Source organism: Sphingomonas phyllosphaerae FA2, from assembly GCF_000427645.1.
Taxonomy (GTDB): domain Bacteria; phylum Pseudomonadota; class Alphaproteobacteria; order Sphingomonadales; family Sphingomonadaceae; genus Sphingomonas; species Sphingomonas phyllosphaerae.
Window position 1 is genome coordinate 216,024 of record NZ_KE386571.1, and the last position, 18,882, is coordinate 234,905.

Genomic DNA, 18,882 nt, shown 5'->3' on the forward strand with positions numbered 1-18,882 from the left:
CGGATCAAGTCCGGGGCGACGAACGAGTGAGGCTAGGACAAACAACCCGTTCTAACCCTTCATTAACCCTTATGCGTCATAAGGATCGCATGCTGTTTCGGCGGCATGCTCTCTCCCCCGCCCGGTCGAACGGGCACCCTTCGGGCCGCCGCACAGGCGGCCCGCTCTTTTTGCGCTTCCGCTGGATCAGGCGGCGGTTGCACTGAAGCCGCAGTGCGCCTAGCTCGCGCGGATCATGACCCAATCCACTCCTGCCGTCGCGCTCATCTCGGGCGGGCTCGACTCCCTGGTGTCCGCGGCGCTCGCGCGTGAAGCCGGGCATCCGCTCTACGCGCTGTCCATCGATTACAACCAGCGCCATCAGGTCGAGCTGGCCGCCGCGCGGCGCATCGCGCGCACGCTGGGCGCGGTGCGGCACGTCGTGCTGCCGATCGACCTGTCGGCGTTCGGAGGGTCGGCGCTCACCGATGCGACGATCGACGTGCCCAAGGACGGCGTCGGCGAGGCGATCCCCGTCACCTACGTGCCGGCGCGCAACACGATCTTCCTCAGCCTCGCGCTCGGTTGGGCGGAGGCGGCGGGTGCGCGCGACATCTACCTCGGTATCAATGCGCTCGATTATTCGGGCTATCCCGATTGTCGCCCCGAATTCATCGCTGCGTTCGAGCATCTTGCCGGACTCGCGACCAAGACCGGGGTCGAAGGCATTCCGTTCCGTTTCCGCGCCCCGCTCCAGCATATGACCAAGGCCGATATCGTCCGCGAGGGCGCGCGGCTTGGGCTCGACATGGGGATGAGCTGGTCGTGCTACGATCCCGCGCCGGGTGCTCGGCATTGCGGGATGTGCGACAGTTGCCGTTTGCGTCACAAGGGCTTCGAGGAAGCAGGCGTCGCCGATCCCACCGACTATGCGGTCACGCCGCCCGCGCCATGAGCTACGCCGTCAAGGAGATGTTCCTGACGCTTCAGGGTGAGGGCGTGCAGGCGGGGCGACGCGCGGTGTTCGTGCGCTTCGCGGGATGCAACCTGTGGAGCGGGCGCGAGCAGGACCGCGCGACCGCGGTGTGCCGCTTCTGCGATACCGATTTCGTCGGCACCGACGGGCTGGGCGGCGGCAAGTTCGCGGACGCCACGGCGCTGGTCGCCGCGGTCGAAGGGTTCTGGGGCGAGGGGAGTGCGCGCCGTTTTGTCGTGCTGACCGGTGGCGAGCCGATGCTGCAGGTCGACGATGCGCTGGTCGATACGCTGCACGCCGCGGGGTTCGAGATTGCGATCGAGAGCAACGGGACGCTGGCGGTGCACCCCGGCATCGACTGGGTGTGCATCAGCCCCAAGGCGGGGAGCGAGACGGTCCAGCGCCACGGTGACGAGTTGAAGCTGGTCTGGCCGCAGCCGGGCACCGCGATCGAGGCGATCGAGGGCTGGGACTTCAAGCACTTCCTGCTGCAACCGCTCGACGATGCCGCTGGCGAGGCGAATGTCGCGGCGGCGATGGCGGTGGTGATGGAGCGCCCGCGCTGGCGGCTGTCGCTTCAGACGCACAAGCTGCTGGGTTTGCGCTGACCGTTCAGCCGGTGCGGCAATCCCGCACCGGCCGCGATGTCACCGCGCGGCGTAGGTAACGGCGCCGAACGGCTGGCCGCACTTCTTGACGACGAACTCGTCCTTCTTCCAGCATGCCTTGTCGAAACGCGGCAGCGTGGCGGGGCTGAGCGATACCAGCATCCGCGGGAATTGCTGCTCGCCCCACGGCGTCAGGCTGTTGCGCACCTCGCGCATGCGGCCCAGCGCGATCTCGCCGAAGGTGCCGCGCGGGGCATAGAGCGCCTCGCGCCCGATGCTCGACGCGGTCGTGCAGAAGCCATATTGCGCCGCAACGGTCGCGAAGCCCGAGTAGGTGCGGGTGCCGAACTGGTCTAGGGCGTTCTGCCCTTCCTTCTTCGTCTTGGCGACGCGCTCGAAATATTTGCCGAGCACGGCATAGGATTGCGCCAGCTCCTGCTTGTGATCGGCAAGAATGGCATTGTAGTTCTGGACGGTCAGCAGCGACGGTTCGAACTGGCATTGCAGCGCCGCGACGTTGAGCGCGGCGCGCATGTTCCACACCACTGCGGCGCGCAGTTCGTCATTGGTCGCGCCCGGCATCATCTGCCCGATGCCCGGTTCGTCGCCGCGCACGCGCTCTCCGCGCAGATCCTTGCTCTTCATATAGAATTGCGCCGTCGCCGGCGTCGTGACCAGCAAGCCGGCCGCCAGCGTCGCGATCGCGCCGGCGATCCCCACCTTTTGCATTTCCCCAACACTCCATCGCACACGGCCACGCCGTTGGCCGCCTTTTACGATGATTTGGGGTGGTGACCCAAGCGCAAACTATCGTGCGCCGGATTCGATTCACCGCAAATAGCTTGCGGCGTGGGATCTTGTTGACGGCGCGTAACGGTTCGTTGCCGTAAAGAAAAAGGCCGCCCGGTTGCCCGGACGGCCCTTCGGATACAATCGCCGTTGCGGCAGATTACATCGCGTTCGACATGCCACCCATGTTCGACATCATCATGTCGTTGCTCATGGAGGTGTCGTTGGCCATCATCCCGCCGTTCATGGCGCCGTCGACGGCGGTCATGTTGTCGGTCATGGTGTCCATGCCCTCGGTGGCGTTCATGTCGGTGACCATGGTGTTCTCGGTGCCTTCGGTCTTCGAGCCGCACGCCGAAACCGCGAGAGCGGCCGCCGCGAGTGCCGAGCCGGCCACGAACTTGGTGATGACTGCACGCATGTAATTGCTCCCTAGACTGTGGATTTGGCGACCTGGCGGCCGTTGTTTTGTTCCCAAATCGACTTGGACATTAATCACAGATGACCGGCCCCTCAAGTCTCGTTTTCACCCGCACAAATCAGGCTATTGAGAAAGGCCTCGGCGGTGAACGCCAGAGCGGCGTCGAAGGTTGCAGCATCTGGCGAGATCCCCAGCGCGGCGGCGCTGGTCACGGGATATTCGGCCAGTCCGCACGGCACGATCCCGGTAAAGTGTTGCAGATCGGGTGAAAGATTGACCGAAAAGCCGTGCAGCGTCACCCAGCGTCGGACGCGGATGCCGATCGCGCCGATCTTCGCTTCCTGCCCGCTGGCGTCGATGGTCCAGATGCCGATCCGGCCGGGGGCGCGGAACGCTGCGATCCCGATCCGCGCCAGTGCCGCGATCACCCAGCCTTCCACCGCATGCACGAAGCAGCGCACGTCGCGCCCGCGCTTGTTGAGGTCGAGCACCAGATAGCCGACGCGCTGCCCGGGACCGTGATAGGTGTAGCGACCGCCGCGCCCGGCCGGCACGACCGGGAAGCGCGGATCGACCAGTTCGGCGGGGTCGGCGCTGGTGCCGGCGGTATAGACGGGCGGATGTTCGAGCAACCACACCAGCTCGCGGGCCTCGCCCGCCGCCACGGCCGCGGCGCGCGCCTCCATCTCGGCCAGCGCGGTCGCGTAATCAGTCAGCCCCGGCGTCACCCGCCATTCGATGTCCGCGGGGGTGGTGTAGCCAGCGGCGATGCCTGTCGTGAAGTTTGTCTGCACGCGCCACAGATGCGGTTCCGCCCGCGGCTTGGCAAGCGGGGGCGGCCGACGACGCCCATTGCCGAGCGGCGGAAGTGCCCCTACGCCCGCGATGAAGATGCAATCGCGGACGGCATGAGGTGGCGATGATCAGGATCGGCGACGTGTGGGATCGGACGGTGGACGTCCTGCGCGGCCGGGCGGGCATCCTGGCGAGCATCGCCTTGATGACGCTGGTGCTGCCGGGGGTGGTGGCCGGGGCGCTGGGTACGATCGTGCCGCTGCCTGTACCGGCGTCGCTGGCGGTGCCGTTGATCCGGCTGGGCGTGCTGGTGCTGCTGGTCCTCGGCGTGCTGGCGATCACCGCGGTGGCCAGCGATCCGGCGGTCGATCGGGCGCAGGCGCTGCGGATCGGCGGGCAGCGGTTGCCGCCGGCGCTGGGCGTGCTGCTGGCGTTGGTGATCGCGGCGGTGGTGCTCTTCATCCCGGCCGGCGTGTTGCTGGCGTTGTCGGGTGCGACGATGACGGCGGGCGGAACCTTCGACATGACGCGCGCGGTGCCCGGCTATACCGCGGGCGCCGGGCTGTACGTGCTGGTGGCGGCGTTGCTGGGGCTGTGGCTCAGCGCGCGGATCGTGCCGCTGTTCGGTATCGTCGTCAACGAACGCCGCGGGATCGGCGCGCTGCGCCGCAGTCTGGCGCTGACCAAGGGGGCGACGCTGAAGCTGATCGGGGTATTGATCCTCTATTTCATCATCACCACCGTCGCGATGCTGGCCGCCACATCGGTGGTCGGCGTGATCGCGCGGCTGGCGCTGGGCGGTGATGCGCCGGGCAGCGTGCGGTTCGTGGTGTCGCTGGCCAGCACGCTGATCTCCGCCGGTGCGACCGTGCTGCAGAGCGTGTTCTATGCGCGTTTTTACGTCGCCGCGGTCGAGCGCGAGCAACGGATGGCGCCGCTCGCATGACGATCGGGTTCGCAGGATTGCTGTCGGTCGTCTGGCGGCTGTTCCGGCGCGATGCGACGTTGCTGCTGCCGATCGCCGGCACGTTCGTCTTCCTGCCCGCCTTCGCCGCGGCGCTGCTGTGCGATCCGCTGCCCGCGTTGCCGGCGGGCCCGCGCAGCGAGGTGGCGATGGAGGCGTGGCTCAGCAACGTCGCGCTCTGGAGCCAGGACAATGGCATCTGGCTCCTGCTGGCGGAATTGATCGGCACCTACGGCATTGCGGCGATCGCGCTGTTCCTGCTCGAACCCGATCGGCTGACGATCGGGCAGGCGCTGGGGCAGGCGATCGTGCGGCTGGTGGCGTTCACGATCGCCACCGCGGCTATGGCCGTGCCGATCGCGCTGGGATTGTGGCTGCTGGTGTTGCCGGGGCTGTATGTGCAGGCGCGGTTGATCGTTGCGGTGCCCGCGATGGCGCGGCACCCGGCGCTGAAGCCGCTCGCCTCGCTGCGGCTCAGCTGGAAGATGACCAAGGGCATGGACCGCGCGTTGACCGGTGCGCTGGTCACGTTGTTCCTCGCGCAATGGCTGGCGGTGTCGCCGTTGCTGCTCGCCGATGAGTCGCTGCGCAGCGGCGCGGGCAATCCGCTGGCGCTTGCGCTGGTCGATGCGCTGATCGCCGCGATCGGCGCGAGCTACGCGGTCGCGCTGCTGCTGCTGGGTGTTGTCGCCTACCGGATTCGCGCCAGCAAGGGCACCTGAGGCGCGGCATCGGCCGGGAGCACGCCGAGCACGCGCGGATCGGTGAAGGTCTCGACCGTCCGCTTGGTCGCGACGAAGCCCTGCGCGCGGTAGAAACCCAGCGCATGCGGATGATCGAGGGTGCAGGTATGCAGCCACACCCGCTCGATCCCGCCGCGCCACGCCAGCCCCAGTGCCCGCGCCATCAGCCACCGCCCGAGCCCGCGCCCCGCCAACTCGGGGATCAACGCGAAATAGCCGATCTCGCAGGCGGCCTCGTGGCGGAAGTCCAGCTCGAGCATCCCGACCTCGATCCCGGCGCGATCGACCGCGGCATAGACCTCGACCGCCGGATCGTGGACGATCGCGGTGAGCGCGGCATCGTCCATGACCAGCCGCGAGAACCACAGCCAGCGCGCGCCGACGCGGCGAAACAGCGCGCGGTATTTGTCGGGCGCGGGCCGCTCCCAGCGCACCAGCCGCAGCGTGGCGTCGGGCAGCGCGCGGGGACGTGGCCGCTCGGTCATCACCAGCGTCGTGACGATCGCGGCGACCTGATCGTCGCTGAGCGTGGTCAGCCCCGACATCGTCAGGCCCAGGTCGCGAGCGGCGGCAGGCTCATCAGGATCGCATCGATATTGCCGCCGGTCTTCAGCCCGAACAGCGTGCCGCGGTCGTAAACGAGGTTGAACTCGGCATAGCGCCCGCGCCACGCGCGCTGCTCGGCGATGTCGGCCTCGCTGAACGGCATGTCCATCCGCCGCCGCACGATGCGGGGATAGGCATCGAGGAACGCGCGCCCGACATCCTGCGTGAACGCGAAGTTGCGCGCGAAATCGCCCTCCAGATGATCGTAGAAGATGCCGCCGACCCCGCGATGCACCTGGCGGTGCGGAATGTAGAAATACTCGTCCGCCCATTTCCTGAAGCGCGGATAATGGTCGGGATCGTGCGCGTCGCAGGCGCGCGCCAGCGTGGCGTGGAAATCCTCGGTATCCTCGGCGATCGGCAGCGGCGGGTTGAGATCCGCGCCGCCCCCGAACCAGCGCTTGGTCGTCACGAGGAAGCGGGTGTTCATATGCACCGCCGGCACATGCGGATTGGCCATGTGCGCGACGAGGCTGATGCCGGTGGCGAAGAAGCGCGGATCGTCGCCCGCGCCGTGGATCGTCTTCCCGAACTCGCCCTCGAACGTGCCGCCGACGGTGGAGACGTTGACGCCCACCTTCTCGAACACGCGACCCTTCATCACCCCGCGCACCCCGCCACCGCCGGGCAAGCCGCTGGGATCGATGCGATCCCACGGCGTAAAGTCGAACCCGGCATCCGATCCGGCCTCGCGCTCGATCGCCTCGAACTCCGCGCAGATCCGGTCGCGCAACTCCTCGAACCAGGCGCGCGCGGCGGCCTGTTCGTCATCCAGCGTCATCATGCCGCCGACCTAGCGCGTCGGTGCGCGCTGGCCAAGGCGCAGCGGCGATGGCAGAGCGACGGGCATGAACGCCAAATCCTTCTGGCGCGGGGTGCGCGTGACCGCGGTCAGCTCCGCCTTCGTCTGCGCCCTGGTGGGGGCGGGCGGCTATTTCGATCGCGATCCATACCATCTCTATCCCGCACAGCCGCCCGCGCGACCGATCGCGGTCGTCAACATCTCGGGCGACATGGGGCTGCGCTTCCTGCTGGGGGCGTCGACCTCGCGCGGGTTGACCGAGCATCGCGTGACGGTGCTGGGCGTGTCGTCGCCGGTCTTCTTCCGCTTCCGCCGTACCCGCGCGGAGGTCGACGCGTTCGTCGCCGATGCGGTGCGCACCGCGATCAAGCGTACCGGGCAGCAGCGGGTGGTGGTGATGGGGCAATCCTATGGCGCGGACATCGTCCAGACCGGGCTGGCGCATCTGCCCGCCGATTTGCGCGCGCACGTTGCCGGAATCGTCCTGATCCTGCCGGGGGAAACGGTGTTCTACCGCGCCGATCCGACCGGCTGGGTCTATCGAGGCACCCCCGACAGTTATGGCGTGGAGACGGGCAATACGCTGACGTGGGCGCCGCTCACGTGCATCTACGGCGCCGAGGAGGACGACAGCCTGTGCCCGAAGCTGCGCGTGCCCGGCGCGACGATCATCGCGATGCCGGGCGGGCACAATCTTCACCACGATGGTGAGGGCCTGCTCGCGCACGTGCTCGGCGCGGTTGCGCGTGCTACGCCGCCGGCCAGCCGTCCGTCTGTCGCAGCGCCTCACCCAGCAGCATCGCCCCCGCCACCGCGACGTTGAGCGAGCGCAGCCCGGCGCGCATCGGCACGCGCACGCGCAAATCGGCGCGGTCGTGCACGTCGGGCGGTACGCCGGCCCCCTCGCTGCCCAGCAACAAAATGTCATCGGGCCTTAACCGCGCGTCGGTCAGCGGCACCGCGCCGGTGGTAGTTGCCAGCACGATGCGACCGGTGCTGGCGGCGAGGAACGCGTCCCAGTCGACGTGACGGCGGACCTCGACCTTCCCCGCATAGTCCATTCCCGAGCGCGCCAGCGCGCGATCGCTCCACGGAAAGCCCATCGGCTCGATCAGATCGACCGCGACGCCAAGGCACGCGCCCAGCCGCAGCAGCGTGCCGACGTTGCCCGCAATGTCCGGTTGGTAGAGCGCGATCCGCATCGCCACCGTCCTTACCGACGCAAAATGCTGTTGGCAAAGCGGCGAGGGCACGGCTATCAGGCCGGAAAGGCCGCCGTGGGGACGGGCAGGCCACAGGCGGGGAGCAACAGTGTCGCACGCGGCATCAGCCACCCGCCGGACAGAGGAACGGGCAGAGGTGTGACGCGAATGGCGATGGCAGAGCAGGAAATCCCCCTCGGCGAAGATCCCGCGCCTTATCATGAGGAAGCGCATGATCCGCGCCGCCGCGACTTTATCAACATCGCCGCGGTGTCGTTCGCCGGGGTTGGCGCGGTCGCGATCGTCCTGCCGCTGATCAACCAGATGAACCCGTCGGCCGACGTGCTGGCGCAGTCCACCACCGAGATCGACATTTCGAAGATCGCGCCGGGGCAGGCGATCAAGGCCAGCTTCCGCAAGCAGCCGCTGTTCGTTCGCAACCTGACGCCGAAGGAGATCGGCGAGGCCGATGCGGTCGACGTCGCCTCGCTGCGCGATCCGCAGACGCTGGAAGAGCGCACCAAGGCGGGCAAGAAGAACTGGCTGATCACGCTGGGCGTCTGCACGCACCTCGGCTGCGTGCCGTTGGGCGCGGGCGAGGGCGAGAACAAGGGGCCGTTCGGCGGCTATTTCTGCCCGTGCCACGGGTCTGCCTATGACACCGCGGGGCGCATCCGGCAGGGGCCGGCGCCGCAGAACCTGCACGTGCCCGACTATACGTTCAATTCCGACACCGTCGTCACGGTCGGCTGAGGGGAGATAGAGAAATGAGCTTTCCCTGGGCCAAGCATTACGAGCCGAAGGCGCCACTGATGCGCTGGATGGACGAGAAGCTGCCGTTGCCGCGCCTCGTCTACAACGCGATTGGCGCGGGCTATCCGGTGCCGCGCAACCTCAACTATTTCTGGAACTTCGGCGTGCTCGCGGGCGCGGCGCTGGTGCTGCAGATCGTCACCGGCGTGGTGCTGGCGATGCATTATGCCGCCAATGCCGGGGTCGCGTTCGGCTCGGTCGAGAGCATCATGCGCGACGTCAACGCCGGCTGGTTCCTGCGCTATGCGCACGCCAATGGCGCGTCGATGTTCCTCGCGGTGGTCTACATCCACATCGGCCGCGGGCTGTATTACGGTTCGTACAAGGCGCCGCGCGAGATGGTGTGGCTGCTCGGCGTCGTGATCTTCCTGCTGATGATGGCGACCGCCTTCATGGGCTATGTGCTCCCTTGGGGGCAGATGAGCTTCTGGGGCGCGCAGGTGATCACCGGCTTCTTCTCGGCGATCCCGCTGGTCGGCGAGACGATCCGCGTGTGGCTGCTCGGCGGGTTCGCGCCCGACAACGCCGCGCTCAACCGTTTCTTCTCGCTCCACTATCTGCTGCCGTTCGTGATCGCGGGGGTCATCATCCTCCACATCTGGGCGCTGCACATTCCGGGGTCGAACAACCCGACCGGCGTCGACGTGAAGGGCGAGCAGGACACGGTGCCGTTCCACCCATATTACACCGCGAAGGACGGCGTCGGGGTCGGCGTGTTCTTCCTGATCTTCGCATTGTTCGTGTTCTTCTCGCCGAACCTGCTGGGTCACCCGGACAATTACATCGAGGCGAACCCGCTCTCGACTCCGGCGCACATCGTGCCGGAATGGTACTTCCTGCCGTTCTACGCGATCCTGAAGAGCTTCACCGCGGACTTCATCCTGCCCGCGAAGCTGTGGGGCGTGCTGGCGATGTTCGGCTCGATCCTGCTGCTGTTCTTCCTGCCTTGGCTGGATGCCTCGCCGGTGCGCTCGGCGAATTATCGTCCGACCTACCGCTGGTTCCTGCTGGTGCTACTGCTTGACGTGCTGGTGCTCGGCTATGTCGGCGGGGCCGAGGCGACCGCGCGCAACGTGATGATGGGCCAGATCGCGGCAGGTTATTATTTCGCGCACTTCCTCATCATCCTGCCGCTGGTGTCGGCGGCCGAGCGTCCGCGCCCGCTGCCCAACTCGATCACCGAGGCGGTGCTGGCGAAGCACGGCGGCACCAGCCCCGCGCAAACCGCGATGGCGAGCTGAGACAGAGACGAAGAGGGGATTCGACAGAATATGGTTCGTCTCATTTCACTGCTGATCGGTGCGGGGTTCGTCTTCGTGCTCGCGCTGGCGCTCTTCTTCACCGCGAAGGACGCGATCCAGAACCCGGCACCACACACCGCGGAACATGCGTTCCACCAGCATCCCGAGAACATTCATCTGTCCTCGGCGGGGCTGTTCGGCAAGTTCGACCGTGCGCAGCTGCAGCGCGGCTTCCAGGTCTACAAGGAAGTCTGCGCTGCGTGCCATTCGCTGAAGTACGTCTCGTTCCGCGACCTGCAGAAGATCGGCTATAACGAGGCCGAGGTGAAGGCGATCGCCAATCAGTGGGTGATCGAGCAGCCGAGCGTGAACCCGGAGACGGGCGAAGCGGCGACGCGCAAGAACCTGCCCTCGGATCACTTCCCGTCGCCGTTCGCCAACGAAGTCGCGGCGCGTGCGGCGAACAACAATGCGCTGCCGCCCGATCTCTCGCTGATGACCAAGGCACGCGAGGACGGCTCGAACTATGTCCACGCGCTGATCACCGGCTATCGCGACCAGCCCGCCGAGCTGCTGCGTGAATTCCCCGACGCCAAGACGCCGGAGGGGCTGCACTACAATCCGTATTTCGCGAACCTCAACATCGCGATGCCGCCGCCGATCACCTCGGACGGGCAGGTGACCTATTCGGACGGGACCAAGGCGACGAAGGACCAGATGGCGCGCGACGTCGCGGCGTTCCTCACCTGGACCGCCGAGCCCAACCTCGAGGCGCGCCATGCGGCGGGGATCGCGGTCGTGATCTTCCTGCTCATCTTCGTCTACCTGACGTGGGGCGCCTATCAAAACGTGTGGCGCGACGTGAAGCATTGAGCGGGCGGCACGGCTTTGCGCAGGTAGAGCCGGGACTCGCTGCAACGTGAACTTCACCAGATGGAAGCGGCGACCGGGCACTCCCCCGGTCGCCGTTTTCGTGTAGGCGGGGCGGATGAACGACGACCTCAAGGCGCTGATCCGCACTATCCCCGACTTTCCCAAGCCGGGCATCCAGTTCCGCGACATCACCACGTTGCTGCTGTCGCCTCACGGGCTCGCGACCTGCGTCGAGCGGATGGTGGCGGCGGTGGACGGTCCGGTTGACCTTGTCGCCGGCGTCGAGGCGCGCGGCTTCCTGTTCGCGGCGGCGCTGGCGATCCCGTTGAAAGCAGGCGTGCTGCTGATCCGCAAGGACGGCAAATTGCCCGGTGCGACGATCGCCGAGGATTATGCGCTGGAATATGGCACCGACCGGATCGCGATCCACGCCGATGCCTGCGCGCCGGGTGCGCGCGTGCTGCTGGTCGACGACCTGATCGCCACTGGCGGCACCGCGCGCGCCGCGGTGCGGCTGCTGCGCAAAGCCGGCGCAGTGGTCGAACAGGCGCAGTTCGTTGTCGACCTGCCCGATCTGGGCGGCGCCGAACTGCTGCGCGCCGAGGGTATCTCGGTGACGTCGCTGGTCGCCTTTCCCGGCCACTGATCCGCCGCCGGAACCGCGCTGCTCAGCCCTCGTTGATGTCGATTGGCGGTGCGTTATGCCGCCTTGCTCCATGTGAGGAGATGCCACGATGTTTGCGCCACGGGTGCTGCTGATCGGGCTGTTGGGAGGGCTGTCGTTGGCGACCGCCGCCTGTACCGACGGATACGGTTATTCGGGGGTCGGACTTGGCTCCGGCTATTACGATGACGCTTATTATGCCGGCGGTTACGGCACCGGCTATTACGGATGGTACGATAACTATTATTATCCGGGCACCGGCGCGTATGTTTATGACCGTTATCGGCGCGCTTACCCGTGGAACGATCGTCAGCAACGCTACTGGGCGCAACGCCGCGCCGGTTACGGAGACCGCGATGTGCGGTCCAACTGGCGCGATTTCGGCCGGGATGTGCGCCGCGAGCGTCGCGACTATCGCGGCGACGTTCGCGCGGACCGTCAGGCGTTCAGGAACGGGCAAATTACCCGTGACCAGTTTCGTCAGCAGCGTCGCGACGCTCGTCAGGAATATCGCAACGATGTTCGCCGCGATTACCGTGACTTGCGCCGCCAAAATCGCGCCGAGGGTGTTCGTACTCCGCGCCCCGACGGCGCGTTCAGGCCACGACAGCGTCGCTGAACCCCTCTGGCCGCACGCGTCGGCTTATGCCAGTCTCGATCTCATGGCGTATGTCATTGATCCACTGGCGGCATGACCGACGCGTCCCCTGAGCAATTGACCCTCGATCTGGACGGGTTCGAGGGGCCGCTCGATCTCCTCTTGTCGTTGGCCCGCGCGCAAAAGGTTGATCTGCGGGACATTTCGATCCTGCAACTGGTCGAGCAATATCTCGGCTACGTCGAGCGGGCGCGGGTGCTGCAGCTCGAACTCGCTGCCGACTATCTCGTGATGGCGGCGTGGCTCGCGTATCTCAAATCGGCCCTGCTCCTGCCACGCGATCCCGAGGTGGAGCCGGACGTCGAGGAATTGGCTATCCGGTTGCAATTGCGGCTGGAACGGCTCGACGCGATGCGGGAGGCGGGGGCGCGGTTGATGGCGCGCAATCGACTGGGGCGTGATGTGTTTCGGCGGGGGGCACCGGAGGGGCTGCATGTCGTGCGCAAGTCGTTCTGGGAGGTCGAATATTACGACATGCTCGCGGCTTACGGGCAGGTGAAGGCCCGGACCCGGCCGGCATTGCATGTGGTGCGGGATCGTGAAGTGGTGACGCTTGAAGCGGCATTGGCGCGCATTGCTGCGCTGCTGGGGGCCGCAATCGACTGGCGCGAGATCGAACAATTCCTTCCCGAGACACCAAATCCGCGGCTGCGGCGCTCCAGTTTGGCGTCCAGTTTCCTCGCGGCGCTCGAATTAGCACGGCAGGGACGCGCCGAGTTGCATCAGGAGGCGCCATTCGCACCGCTTTATCTCCGTCGGGTGGCATCGTGAGCGACGATTTCGACCGGGCGATCGAGGCCGTGCTGTTCGCCGCGACCGAGCCGCTGACCCGCGACGCGATCCGGGCGCATGCCGGCGACGGGGATGTCGCGGGCGCGCTCGACCGGTTGAGCGCGCACTATCGTGGACGCGGGTTCGAGCTGGTCGAGCGCGGCGGACGCTGGCATTTCCAGACTGCCGCCGACCTCGCGCATCTGTTGCGGCGCGGACGCGACGAGGTCCGGCGACTCAGCCGCGCCGGCATCGAGACGCTGGCGATCATCGCCTATCACGAGCCCGTGACGCGCGCCGAGATCGAGGCGATCCGCGGCGTTCAGACCGCACGCGGGACGCTCGACGTACTGATGGAGGCGGGGTGGATCCGCCCGGCGGGGCGTCGCGAAGTGCCGGGGCGACCGCTGATGTTCGCGACCACCCCCGAATTTCTGTCACATTTCGGGCTCAAGAGCCGCCGTGACCTTCCCGGCGTCGACGATCTGCGTGCCGCCGGGCTGCTCGACCCGGTCGATCTGGCCTTCGATCAACTCGCGGTGGAAAACGCCGTCGAGGAAGACTAGATACCGTTCTACCTTAGGAGATTTCGTCATGGGCAGTTTCAGCCTTCCGCATATCCTCATCCTCGCGGTGGTCGCGATCCTGCTGCTGGGCGGCGGGCGTTTCTCGAACCTGATGGGCGACGTCGCCAAGGGTGTGAAGAACTTCAAGAAGGGCATGGCCGAAGAGGACGAGGACGATGCGCGTCCGAAGCCGCGGATCGAGGCCAAGAGCCACGCCGAGCCGGCGTTCGACCGCGATGCCGAGCCGGTGCGCGAGGAACGCCGCTGAGCCCCTGTATCCGATCCGGCGCGCGCTGAATGTTCGACATCGCTCCCTCCGAATTTCTGCTGGTCGCGTTCGTCGCGCTGGTGGTGATCGGCCCCAAGGACCTGCCGAAGGCGATGCGCGTCCTCGGCTATTGGGTCGGCCGCGCGCGCGCGGTCGGCCGCCAGTTCCGCAACGGCTTCGACGAGATGGTGCGTGAGGCCGAGTTGGAGGAGATGGAGAAGAAGTGGAAGGCCGAGAACGAGCGGATCATGCGCGAGCATCCGTTCGTCCCGACGCCGCCTGCTGCCCCGGCCTTGCCCGATCACGCTGCCGCGACCGACGTCACCCCGCCGCACGACGACGTGCAGACTCCGGTGATGGTCGAGAAGCCGCACGTCGTGCCCGACACGCCGCCGGTGGCTGCGCCGCACCAAGGCGATGCCAGCGGGGTCGAGCCGCGCACCGACGATCATCATACATCCGGTGAGCGGGTGGTTCAGGACAAGGCCGCATCGTGACCGAGATCGTCGACGAACTGGAAGATTCGCGCGCGCCGTTGCTCGACCATCTGCTCGAGTTGCGGCGGCGACTGCTGTACTGCATCGCGGCGGTGCTGCTGGCGTTTTTCGTCTGCTGGTATTTCGCGGAAAATATCTTCGGCTTCCTCGTGCAGCCGTTGCTCAGCGCGGGGCAGAAGACGCTGATCTACACGCAGCTGTTCGAAGCGTTTTTCGTGCAGGTGAAGGTTGCGTTCTTCGCGGCGATGATGATCTCGTTCCCGATCATCGCCATGCAGCTCTGGCAGTTCGTCGCCCCCGGGCTGTACCGGAAGGAGCGGCGCGCGCTGCTGCCGTTCCTGCTCGCGACGCCGCTGTTGTTCCTGCTCGGCGCGTCGATGGCCTATTATATCGCGATTCCGATGGCGCTGCACTTCCTGCTCGGCTTCTCCGGAACGGTCGGCGGCGTGCATCAGCAGGCGCTGCCGGCAATGGGCTATTACCTCAGCTTCATCATGCAGTTCCTGTTCGGCTTCGGTGCGGCGTTCCTGCTGCCCGTGTTGCTGATGCTGCTGGAGCGGGCCGGCATCGTGACGCGCAAGCAGTTGATCGGCGCGCGGCGCTACGCAATCGTCGGTGCGTTCGCGATCGCGGCGGTGCTGACGCCGCCGGACGTCGGGTCGCAGCTGCTGCTCGCGATCCCGCTGGTGATCCTGTACGAAGCGGCAATCATCGGCATCTGGTTCACCGAGCGCAAGCGCGCGCGGGAAGAGGTTGCCGCCGCCAGCGCGGAGTAAGCGGTGTTCCTCCCGCGGACGCCGCCTTTGGCGGTGAAGGCGCGGGGCTGACCGTTGTCGTTCGTCGATCTTCGCGATGCGGTTGGGGCGGGGTTGCATCAATTCAGTTCGTCATTGCGAGCGTAGCGAAGCAATCCAGGGCGTCTTGGTCCGGCTCTGGATTGCTTAGCTACGCTCGCAATGACGTATGGGGGACGTGAACTCCGATCACCCCCGCTCCGAGGCGGATCGACAATTAAGTTGTCACGCTCGGCGTTCGAAGAAGATTTGGATCACGCGGAGGCGCAGAGGGCGCGGAGGCGTTCCGCGTGGCCGGATGTAACCCAGTCATTTCTCATCGCGAGAAGGTGAGCTTCCGGTGCGACGACACGAGGTCTCTGCGCCTTCGCGCCTCTGCGTGACAACCCCCTCTCTTTAGCCCTTCTCAGGGACGTGACCGTCCATCGAAGGACTCGGCGGCACTCGTTATCCCGGGTTAGTTCGAGAAAACGCTCCTACCTCCGTTGCGAGGAAGAGCGGGGCCCCGGATCAAGCCCGGAGCGACGGATGGTCGTGACGGCCCGCTGACCATACGAAAAAGGGCGGCCCGTCGTCGACGAGCCGCCCGTTTCGCTTCGGCGTGGCGAAGGTTACTTGTGCTTGTCGGCCGCACCCGCGACGGCGTCACCGGCGGACGATACATCCTTGCCCACGCCGCCGACGGTGTTGCATGCCGAGACGAGCACCGCACCGGCCAGCACGGCGGCAGTTAAAACCTTACGCATTGAATGGTCTCCCAAAACACACAACGCACAATGCCGCCCGGCGCGGTTCGTTCCGCGTCGGTGACAAAGCTGAGGGGGTGGGAACGAATAAGGCCCGGAAGCATCACCGGGGGGGGAGGGTGGATGCTTCCGGGCCTATGTCTTGGATAGCGAAAGCGGGGGGCGTATAGTCGCTATCCGAGGTTGAGAACGACGGTCGGCGGGCCAGGTTCCGCGTCCGATCTCGCAAATGGGAAAAAAATTACAGCGTTATTCGCGGCCTGTAACGGCGATCGCTATCTCGTACGCGCCGGTGAGCGGATCATGCTGCAGGGTTGAGCGCAACTGGCGGGTCAGCCCCTCGATCACGCGGCCATAGCGATGCTTCAACCCTTCGCGCAGATCATCGGAGTCGACCAGCGCGCGTGACGACAGGCGCAGCAGCGCGCGCTGCGGATCGTCGAGCGGCTTGAGCGTGATCCGCACTTGCGTTTCGCTCACGCAGGTCATCGCCAGCTCGACCAGTTCGGTGACGAGAAAGGCGACCGCGACCGCCACGTCCTGCGTGACGTAATAGGTGTCGATGTCGAGCACGATGCCGACGCGCGTTCCTTCGGGGGCGGTGGCGCGGATACTCGACGCCAGTTCGCCGAGCACCGCGCGCAGGCCGACGCCGCGGTTCTCCTCCATCTCGGCATAGTGATAGCGATGGACCACCGCGAGCGCGTCGACGCGCCGCTGGATCGAGGCATAGGCCTGTGTCGCCTCGACGCTGCGCGCGCCACGAGCGTGGAAATTGATGAGGCTGGAGATGACCTGAAGGTTGTTCTTGACGCGGTGATGCACCTCGCGCGTCAATTTGGTCTGGCGCATCAAACCCTCCGCCAGCCCCGCTTCGTGGATCGCCACCGTTCGGCTGAGGGCGCGGAAGGTGTCGCCCAGATCACGGATCTCCTGTGCGGGCAGCGCGCGCAGCATCGCCGGATCGGGCTGATCGCCCGGCGCATAGGCCGCGATGCTGCCGCGCAGTGCGCGGAGCGGAGCGATCAGCAGCCGGTCAACCACGAACCAGCTGATCGCCGCCGCCGCCGCCCACATCAGCAGCGGGAAGGTCAGCGCGATCAATAGCGGCGATCCGATCGGCGCGCTGCGGACCTGCATTTCAAGCGCCAGGCCGGCGATGCCGAGATCGCTGCGGATCGTCTCGCGACGCTCGAGCGCGCTTTCGCGCACCAGCGGGTCGAGTTCGAGTCGCTCGTCGCCGAGCGCGAGCGACAGCCCGTAATCGGGGGCGAAGCCGCTGGGCTGGCTGATCTGCGCGAGGAACGGCGCGGGGAAATAGGCGGCGGCAGTCAACCCGTCGTTGCGCCCGGCGAAGCGGAGCATCACGCCGCGCTTCTCGACGATCCGCGCGCTGACCGCGTCGGTCGCGGACTGGCGCGCGAAGGCGGCGGCACCGGGGAATGGCTCGCCGCAAATCGCGCGGCCACGACGATCGAGGATGACGAAACTGGTGCCGGCGGCGGATTGCTGGGCGAAGACGCCTTGCGCGCGCGCGCAACTGGGGGCGTCGCCACGGTCGGCGGTCAGCGCGTCAACCGCGACGCGCAGCGCAGTCATATCCCCGACCAGTTCGATCGCGATCGCGCGGCTCGATTCGGAGGCAGCGACGCGCAGGTGTGAGCGCAATTCGGTGTCGGCGATCTGCGTGACGCGCAACGTGGCGAAGATCGCGATCAGCGCGAGCGGGAGCAGCGCGATGCTGAGGATCAGGAACAGCTTGGCCCCGGTTGGCCAGCGCGAAACCATATCAAGACGCCCCGCGACGGGCCGGGGGGCGTCAGCCGCGGTAGGGGTGGCCACGTCGCGTTAGTCTAGCTTGCCGAGCAGTGAGAGCAGGTCGTCGGGCACCGCTTCCTCCACGGTTTTCTGGTAGACGGAGCGCAGCGCCGATCCCATGTCGCGGTTCTTCGATTGTGCCGCAGTGCCTTTTTTCGGCTTTTCAGGCGCTTCCTTATCCGACGTCAACGTAAACCCCCTAAGACAGTCCGGTCGTCGGCGCCGCTGACGGACCGACACAGCATCAAAGGACGTTCGTCGGACGAACGCCCCACCCGGACAAGCGCGTAATGCACGTATGTCCGATGAAACCAAATCCGGCATCGTTGGTTCCATGCGGGTGCGACGAAAATCGCCGGTCGGGGGATATCATCTGCGACCTGTCATGACGTCCACGCACATATGGGTATCGGCGGCGCCGGCCGGAGCCGCGCCGCAGGGAGGGTTTTCTACACATGTCGCTCGGACAACAACTCGCGCCGCACCTTCCGTTCCTGCGCCGCTATGGTCGCGCGCTGACGGGCAGCCAGGCGCAGGGCGACCGGTATGTGCGCGCCACGCTGGAAGCGATCGTGGCCGCGCCGGAGGAATTCCCGCGGGACGTCGATCCGCGGCTGGGGCTGTATCGCACGTTCCAGGCGATCTGGAATTCCGCCAACTTCGATGAAACCGCGGACGAAACGCCGGCCGAGGATCAGGAAGCGGTAGCGCGCGCGCGGCTGTCGCGGATGACGCCGCTGTCGCGGCAGGCGCTGCTGCTGACTGCGATGGAGGGCTTCACGCCCGAAGACGCGGCGTATCTGATTGAGGTCGATGCGGCGGAGGTAGACGCACTCGTCGCCGAGGCGCTGGCCGAAATCGAGAAGCAGACGCGCGCCCGCGTGCTGATCATCGAGGACGAGCCGATCATCGCGATGGACATCGAGTCGATCGTCCGCGATCTCGGCCATGAAGTGACCGGCGTCGCGGTGACCCGCGACGAGGCGGTGGCGCTGGCAATGGAGGATCGCCCCGGGCTGGTGCTTGCCGACATCCAGCTCGCCGACGACAGTTCGGGGATCGACGCGGTCAAGGACATCCTGGCCGAGTTCAACGTGCCGGTGATCTTCATCACCGCCTTCCCGGAGCGGTTGCTGACCGGCGAGCGCCCCGAGCCGACCTTCCTCATCACCAAGCCGTTCCAGCGGTCGACGGTGAAGGCGGCGATCAGCCAGGCGCTGTTCTTCGACGAAAGTACGGTTCCGGCCTGATCGCGGCGCGCTGCCATACGATCCGGCATCCTGTTGCG

At 66.6% G+C, this 18,882-nt stretch carries 25 protein-coding genes; 16 read left to right on the forward strand and 9 right to left on the reverse strand.

Features of this window, described 5'->3' with window-relative positions:
- The first annotated feature begins 235 nt into the window (after window positions 1-235).
- Window positions 236-934, forward strand: coding sequence for a 7-cyano-7-deazaguanine synthase QueC (gene queC / locus SPHPH_RS0101400; protein WP_028965086.1), 699 nt, complete (start codon window positions 236-238; stop codon window positions 932-934).
- Window positions 931-1,563: a 7-carboxy-7-deazaguanine synthase gene (gene queE / locus SPHPH_RS0101405; protein WP_028965087.1), complete on the forward strand. Its 633-nt coding sequence runs from the start codon at window positions 931-933 to the stop codon at window positions 1,561-1,563. The genes queC and queE overlap by 4 nt, the downstream gene beginning before the upstream one ends.
- A gap of 39 nt (window positions 1,564-1,602) precedes the next feature.
- On the opposite strand, the gene SPHPH_RS0101410 is transcribed toward queE, so the two are convergent.
- The 3 genes from SPHPH_RS0101410 to lipB form a co-directional block, all read right to left on the reverse strand.
- On the reverse strand, window positions 1,603-2,292 hold the full coding sequence (locus tag SPHPH_RS0101410) for a hypothetical protein (protein ID WP_028965088.1): 690 nt from the start codon (window positions 2,290-2,292) through the stop codon (window positions 1,603-1,605).
- Between the two features lie 220 nt (window positions 2,293-2,512).
- Window positions 2,513-2,773, reverse strand: coding sequence for a hypothetical protein (locus SPHPH_RS0101415; protein WP_028965089.1), 261 nt, complete (start codon window positions 2,771-2,773; stop codon window positions 2,513-2,515).
- Window positions 2,774-2,865: 92 nt separating this feature from the next.
- Window positions 2,866-3,567, reverse strand: coding sequence for a lipoyl(octanoyl) transferase LipB (lipB, locus tag SPHPH_RS0101420; protein WP_420329283.1), 702 nt, complete (start codon window positions 3,565-3,567; stop codon window positions 2,866-2,868).
- A 125-nt stretch (window positions 3,568-3,692) separates the two neighbouring features.
- Here lipB and SPHPH_RS0101425 point away from each other — a divergent pair, with 125 nt between their 5' ends.
- A complete protein-coding gene (locus tag SPHPH_RS0101425; RefSeq protein WP_037488919.1) occupies window positions 3,693-4,514 on the forward strand; it encodes a hypothetical protein in 822 nt (273 codons plus the stop codon).
- Complete coding sequence (locus SPHPH_RS0101430; RefSeq protein WP_028965092.1) at window positions 4,511-5,254, forward strand: hypothetical protein; 744 nt, start codon at window positions 4,511-4,513, stop codon at window positions 5,252-5,254. Before SPHPH_RS0101425 ends, SPHPH_RS0101430 begins: the two co-directional genes overlap by 4 nt.
- Here the strand turns inward: SPHPH_RS0101430 and SPHPH_RS0101435 are convergent.
- Both SPHPH_RS0101435 and hemF read right to left on the reverse strand, forming a co-directional pair.
- On the reverse strand, window positions 5,224-5,820 hold the full coding sequence (locus tag SPHPH_RS0101435; protein WP_037487866.1) for a GNAT family N-acetyltransferase: 597 nt from the start codon (window positions 5,818-5,820) through the stop codon (window positions 5,224-5,226). The genes SPHPH_RS0101430 and SPHPH_RS0101435 overlap by 31 nt on opposite strands.
- 2 nt (window positions 5,821-5,822) lie before the next feature.
- Window positions 5,823-6,665 (reverse strand): oxygen-dependent coproporphyrinogen oxidase, encoded by an 843-nt coding sequence (gene hemF / locus SPHPH_RS0101440; RefSeq protein ID WP_028965094.1) that lies wholly within the window; start codon window positions 6,663-6,665, stop codon window positions 5,823-5,825.
- Between the two features lie 64 nt (window positions 6,666-6,729).
- Between hemF and SPHPH_RS18585 the strand changes: the two genes are divergently transcribed.
- Window positions 6,730-7,506 (forward strand): AcvB/VirJ family lysyl-phosphatidylglycerol hydrolase, encoded by a 777-nt coding sequence (locus SPHPH_RS18585; RefSeq protein WP_051272773.1) that lies wholly within the window; start codon window positions 6,730-6,732, stop codon window positions 7,504-7,506.
- On the opposite strand, the gene SPHPH_RS0101450 is transcribed toward SPHPH_RS18585, so the two are convergent.
- Window positions 7,433-7,885, reverse strand: coding sequence for a tRNA (cytidine(34)-2'-O)-methyltransferase (locus SPHPH_RS0101450; RefSeq protein ID WP_028965095.1), 453 nt, complete (start codon window positions 7,883-7,885; stop codon window positions 7,433-7,435). The two genes, SPHPH_RS18585 and SPHPH_RS0101450, sit on opposite strands and share 74 nt — an antisense overlap.
- 174 nt (window positions 7,886-8,059) lie before the next feature.
- Between SPHPH_RS0101450 and petA the strand changes: the two genes are divergently transcribed.
- From petA to tatC, 10 genes are all read left to right on the forward strand, one after another.
- The gene (petA, locus tag SPHPH_RS0101455) at window positions 8,060-8,638 is read left to right on the forward strand and encodes a ubiquinol-cytochrome c reductase iron-sulfur subunit (RefSeq protein ID WP_376699661.1); all 579 of its coding nucleotides are present in this window, start codon (window positions 8,060-8,062) and stop codon (window positions 8,636-8,638) included.
- A 14-nt stretch (window positions 8,639-8,652) separates the two neighbouring features.
- Entirely contained in the window at window positions 8,653-9,939 is a 1,287-nt protein-coding gene (locus tag SPHPH_RS0101460; protein WP_028965097.1) for a cytochrome b, read from the forward strand.
- Window positions 9,940-9,969: 30 nt separating this feature from the next.
- A complete protein-coding gene (locus tag SPHPH_RS0101465; RefSeq protein ID WP_028965098.1) occupies window positions 9,970-10,812 on the forward strand; it encodes a cytochrome c1 in 843 nt (280 codons plus the stop codon).
- Between the two features lie 115 nt (window positions 10,813-10,927).
- A complete protein-coding gene (locus SPHPH_RS0101470; protein ID WP_028965099.1) occupies window positions 10,928-11,458 on the forward strand; it encodes an adenine phosphoribosyltransferase in 531 nt (176 codons plus the stop codon).
- An 88-nt stretch (window positions 11,459-11,546) separates the two neighbouring features.
- Window positions 11,547-12,095 carry a peptidase gene (locus SPHPH_RS20985; protein ID WP_156025763.1) on the forward strand — a complete coding sequence of 183 codons (549 nt, stop codon included), beginning with the start codon at window positions 11,547-11,549 and terminating at the stop codon, window positions 12,093-12,095.
- Between the two features lie 72 nt (window positions 12,096-12,167).
- The gene (locus SPHPH_RS0101480) at window positions 12,168-12,905 is read left to right on the forward strand and encodes a segregation and condensation protein A (protein ID WP_028965100.1); all 738 of its coding nucleotides are present in this window, start codon (window positions 12,168-12,170) and stop codon (window positions 12,903-12,905) included.
- A complete protein-coding gene (gene scpB, locus SPHPH_RS0101485; protein WP_238302801.1) occupies window positions 12,902-13,471 on the forward strand; it encodes an SMC-Scp complex subunit ScpB in 570 nt (189 codons plus the stop codon). The genes SPHPH_RS0101480 and scpB overlap by 4 nt, the downstream gene beginning before the upstream one ends.
- Before the next feature lie 28 nt (window positions 13,472-13,499).
- Window positions 13,500-13,739 (forward strand): twin-arginine translocase TatA/TatE family subunit, encoded by a 240-nt coding sequence (locus SPHPH_RS0101490; RefSeq protein WP_028965102.1) that lies wholly within the window; start codon window positions 13,500-13,502, stop codon window positions 13,737-13,739.
- A gap of 29 nt (window positions 13,740-13,768) precedes the next feature.
- A complete protein-coding gene (gene tatB / locus SPHPH_RS20640; RefSeq protein ID WP_081668429.1) occupies window positions 13,769-14,236 on the forward strand; it encodes a Sec-independent protein translocase protein TatB in 468 nt (155 codons plus the stop codon).
- Window positions 14,237-14,241: 5 nt separating this feature from the next.
- The gene (gene tatC / locus SPHPH_RS0101500; RefSeq protein ID WP_028965103.1) at window positions 14,242-15,012 is read left to right on the forward strand and encodes a twin-arginine translocase subunit TatC; all 771 of its coding nucleotides are present in this window, start codon (window positions 14,242-14,244) and stop codon (window positions 15,010-15,012) included.
- Between the two features lie 629 nt (window positions 15,013-15,641).
- Here the strand turns inward: tatC and SPHPH_RS0101505 are convergent.
- From SPHPH_RS0101505 to SPHPH_RS21290, 3 genes are all read right to left on the reverse strand, one after another.
- Complete coding sequence (locus tag SPHPH_RS0101505; RefSeq protein WP_028965104.1) at window positions 15,642-15,776, reverse strand: entericidin A/B family lipoprotein; 135 nt, start codon at window positions 15,774-15,776, stop codon at window positions 15,642-15,644.
- Between the two features lie 249 nt (window positions 15,777-16,025).
- The gene (locus SPHPH_RS0101510; protein WP_028965105.1) at window positions 16,026-17,564 is read right to left on the reverse strand and encodes a sensor histidine kinase; all 1,539 of its coding nucleotides are present in this window, start codon (window positions 17,562-17,564) and stop codon (window positions 16,026-16,028) included.
- 60 nt (window positions 17,565-17,624) lie between these two features.
- Window positions 17,625-17,783: a NepR family anti-sigma factor gene (locus SPHPH_RS21290; RefSeq protein ID WP_162143908.1), complete on the reverse strand. Its 159-nt coding sequence runs from the start codon at window positions 17,781-17,783 to the stop codon at window positions 17,625-17,627.
- A gap of 266 nt (window positions 17,784-18,049) precedes the next feature.
- Between SPHPH_RS21290 and SPHPH_RS0101520 the strand changes: the two genes are divergently transcribed.
- Entirely contained in the window at window positions 18,050-18,844 is a 795-nt protein-coding gene (locus tag SPHPH_RS0101520; RefSeq protein ID WP_028965106.1) for a response regulator, read from the forward strand.
- The last annotated feature ends 38 nt before the right edge of the window (window positions 18,845-18,882 follow it).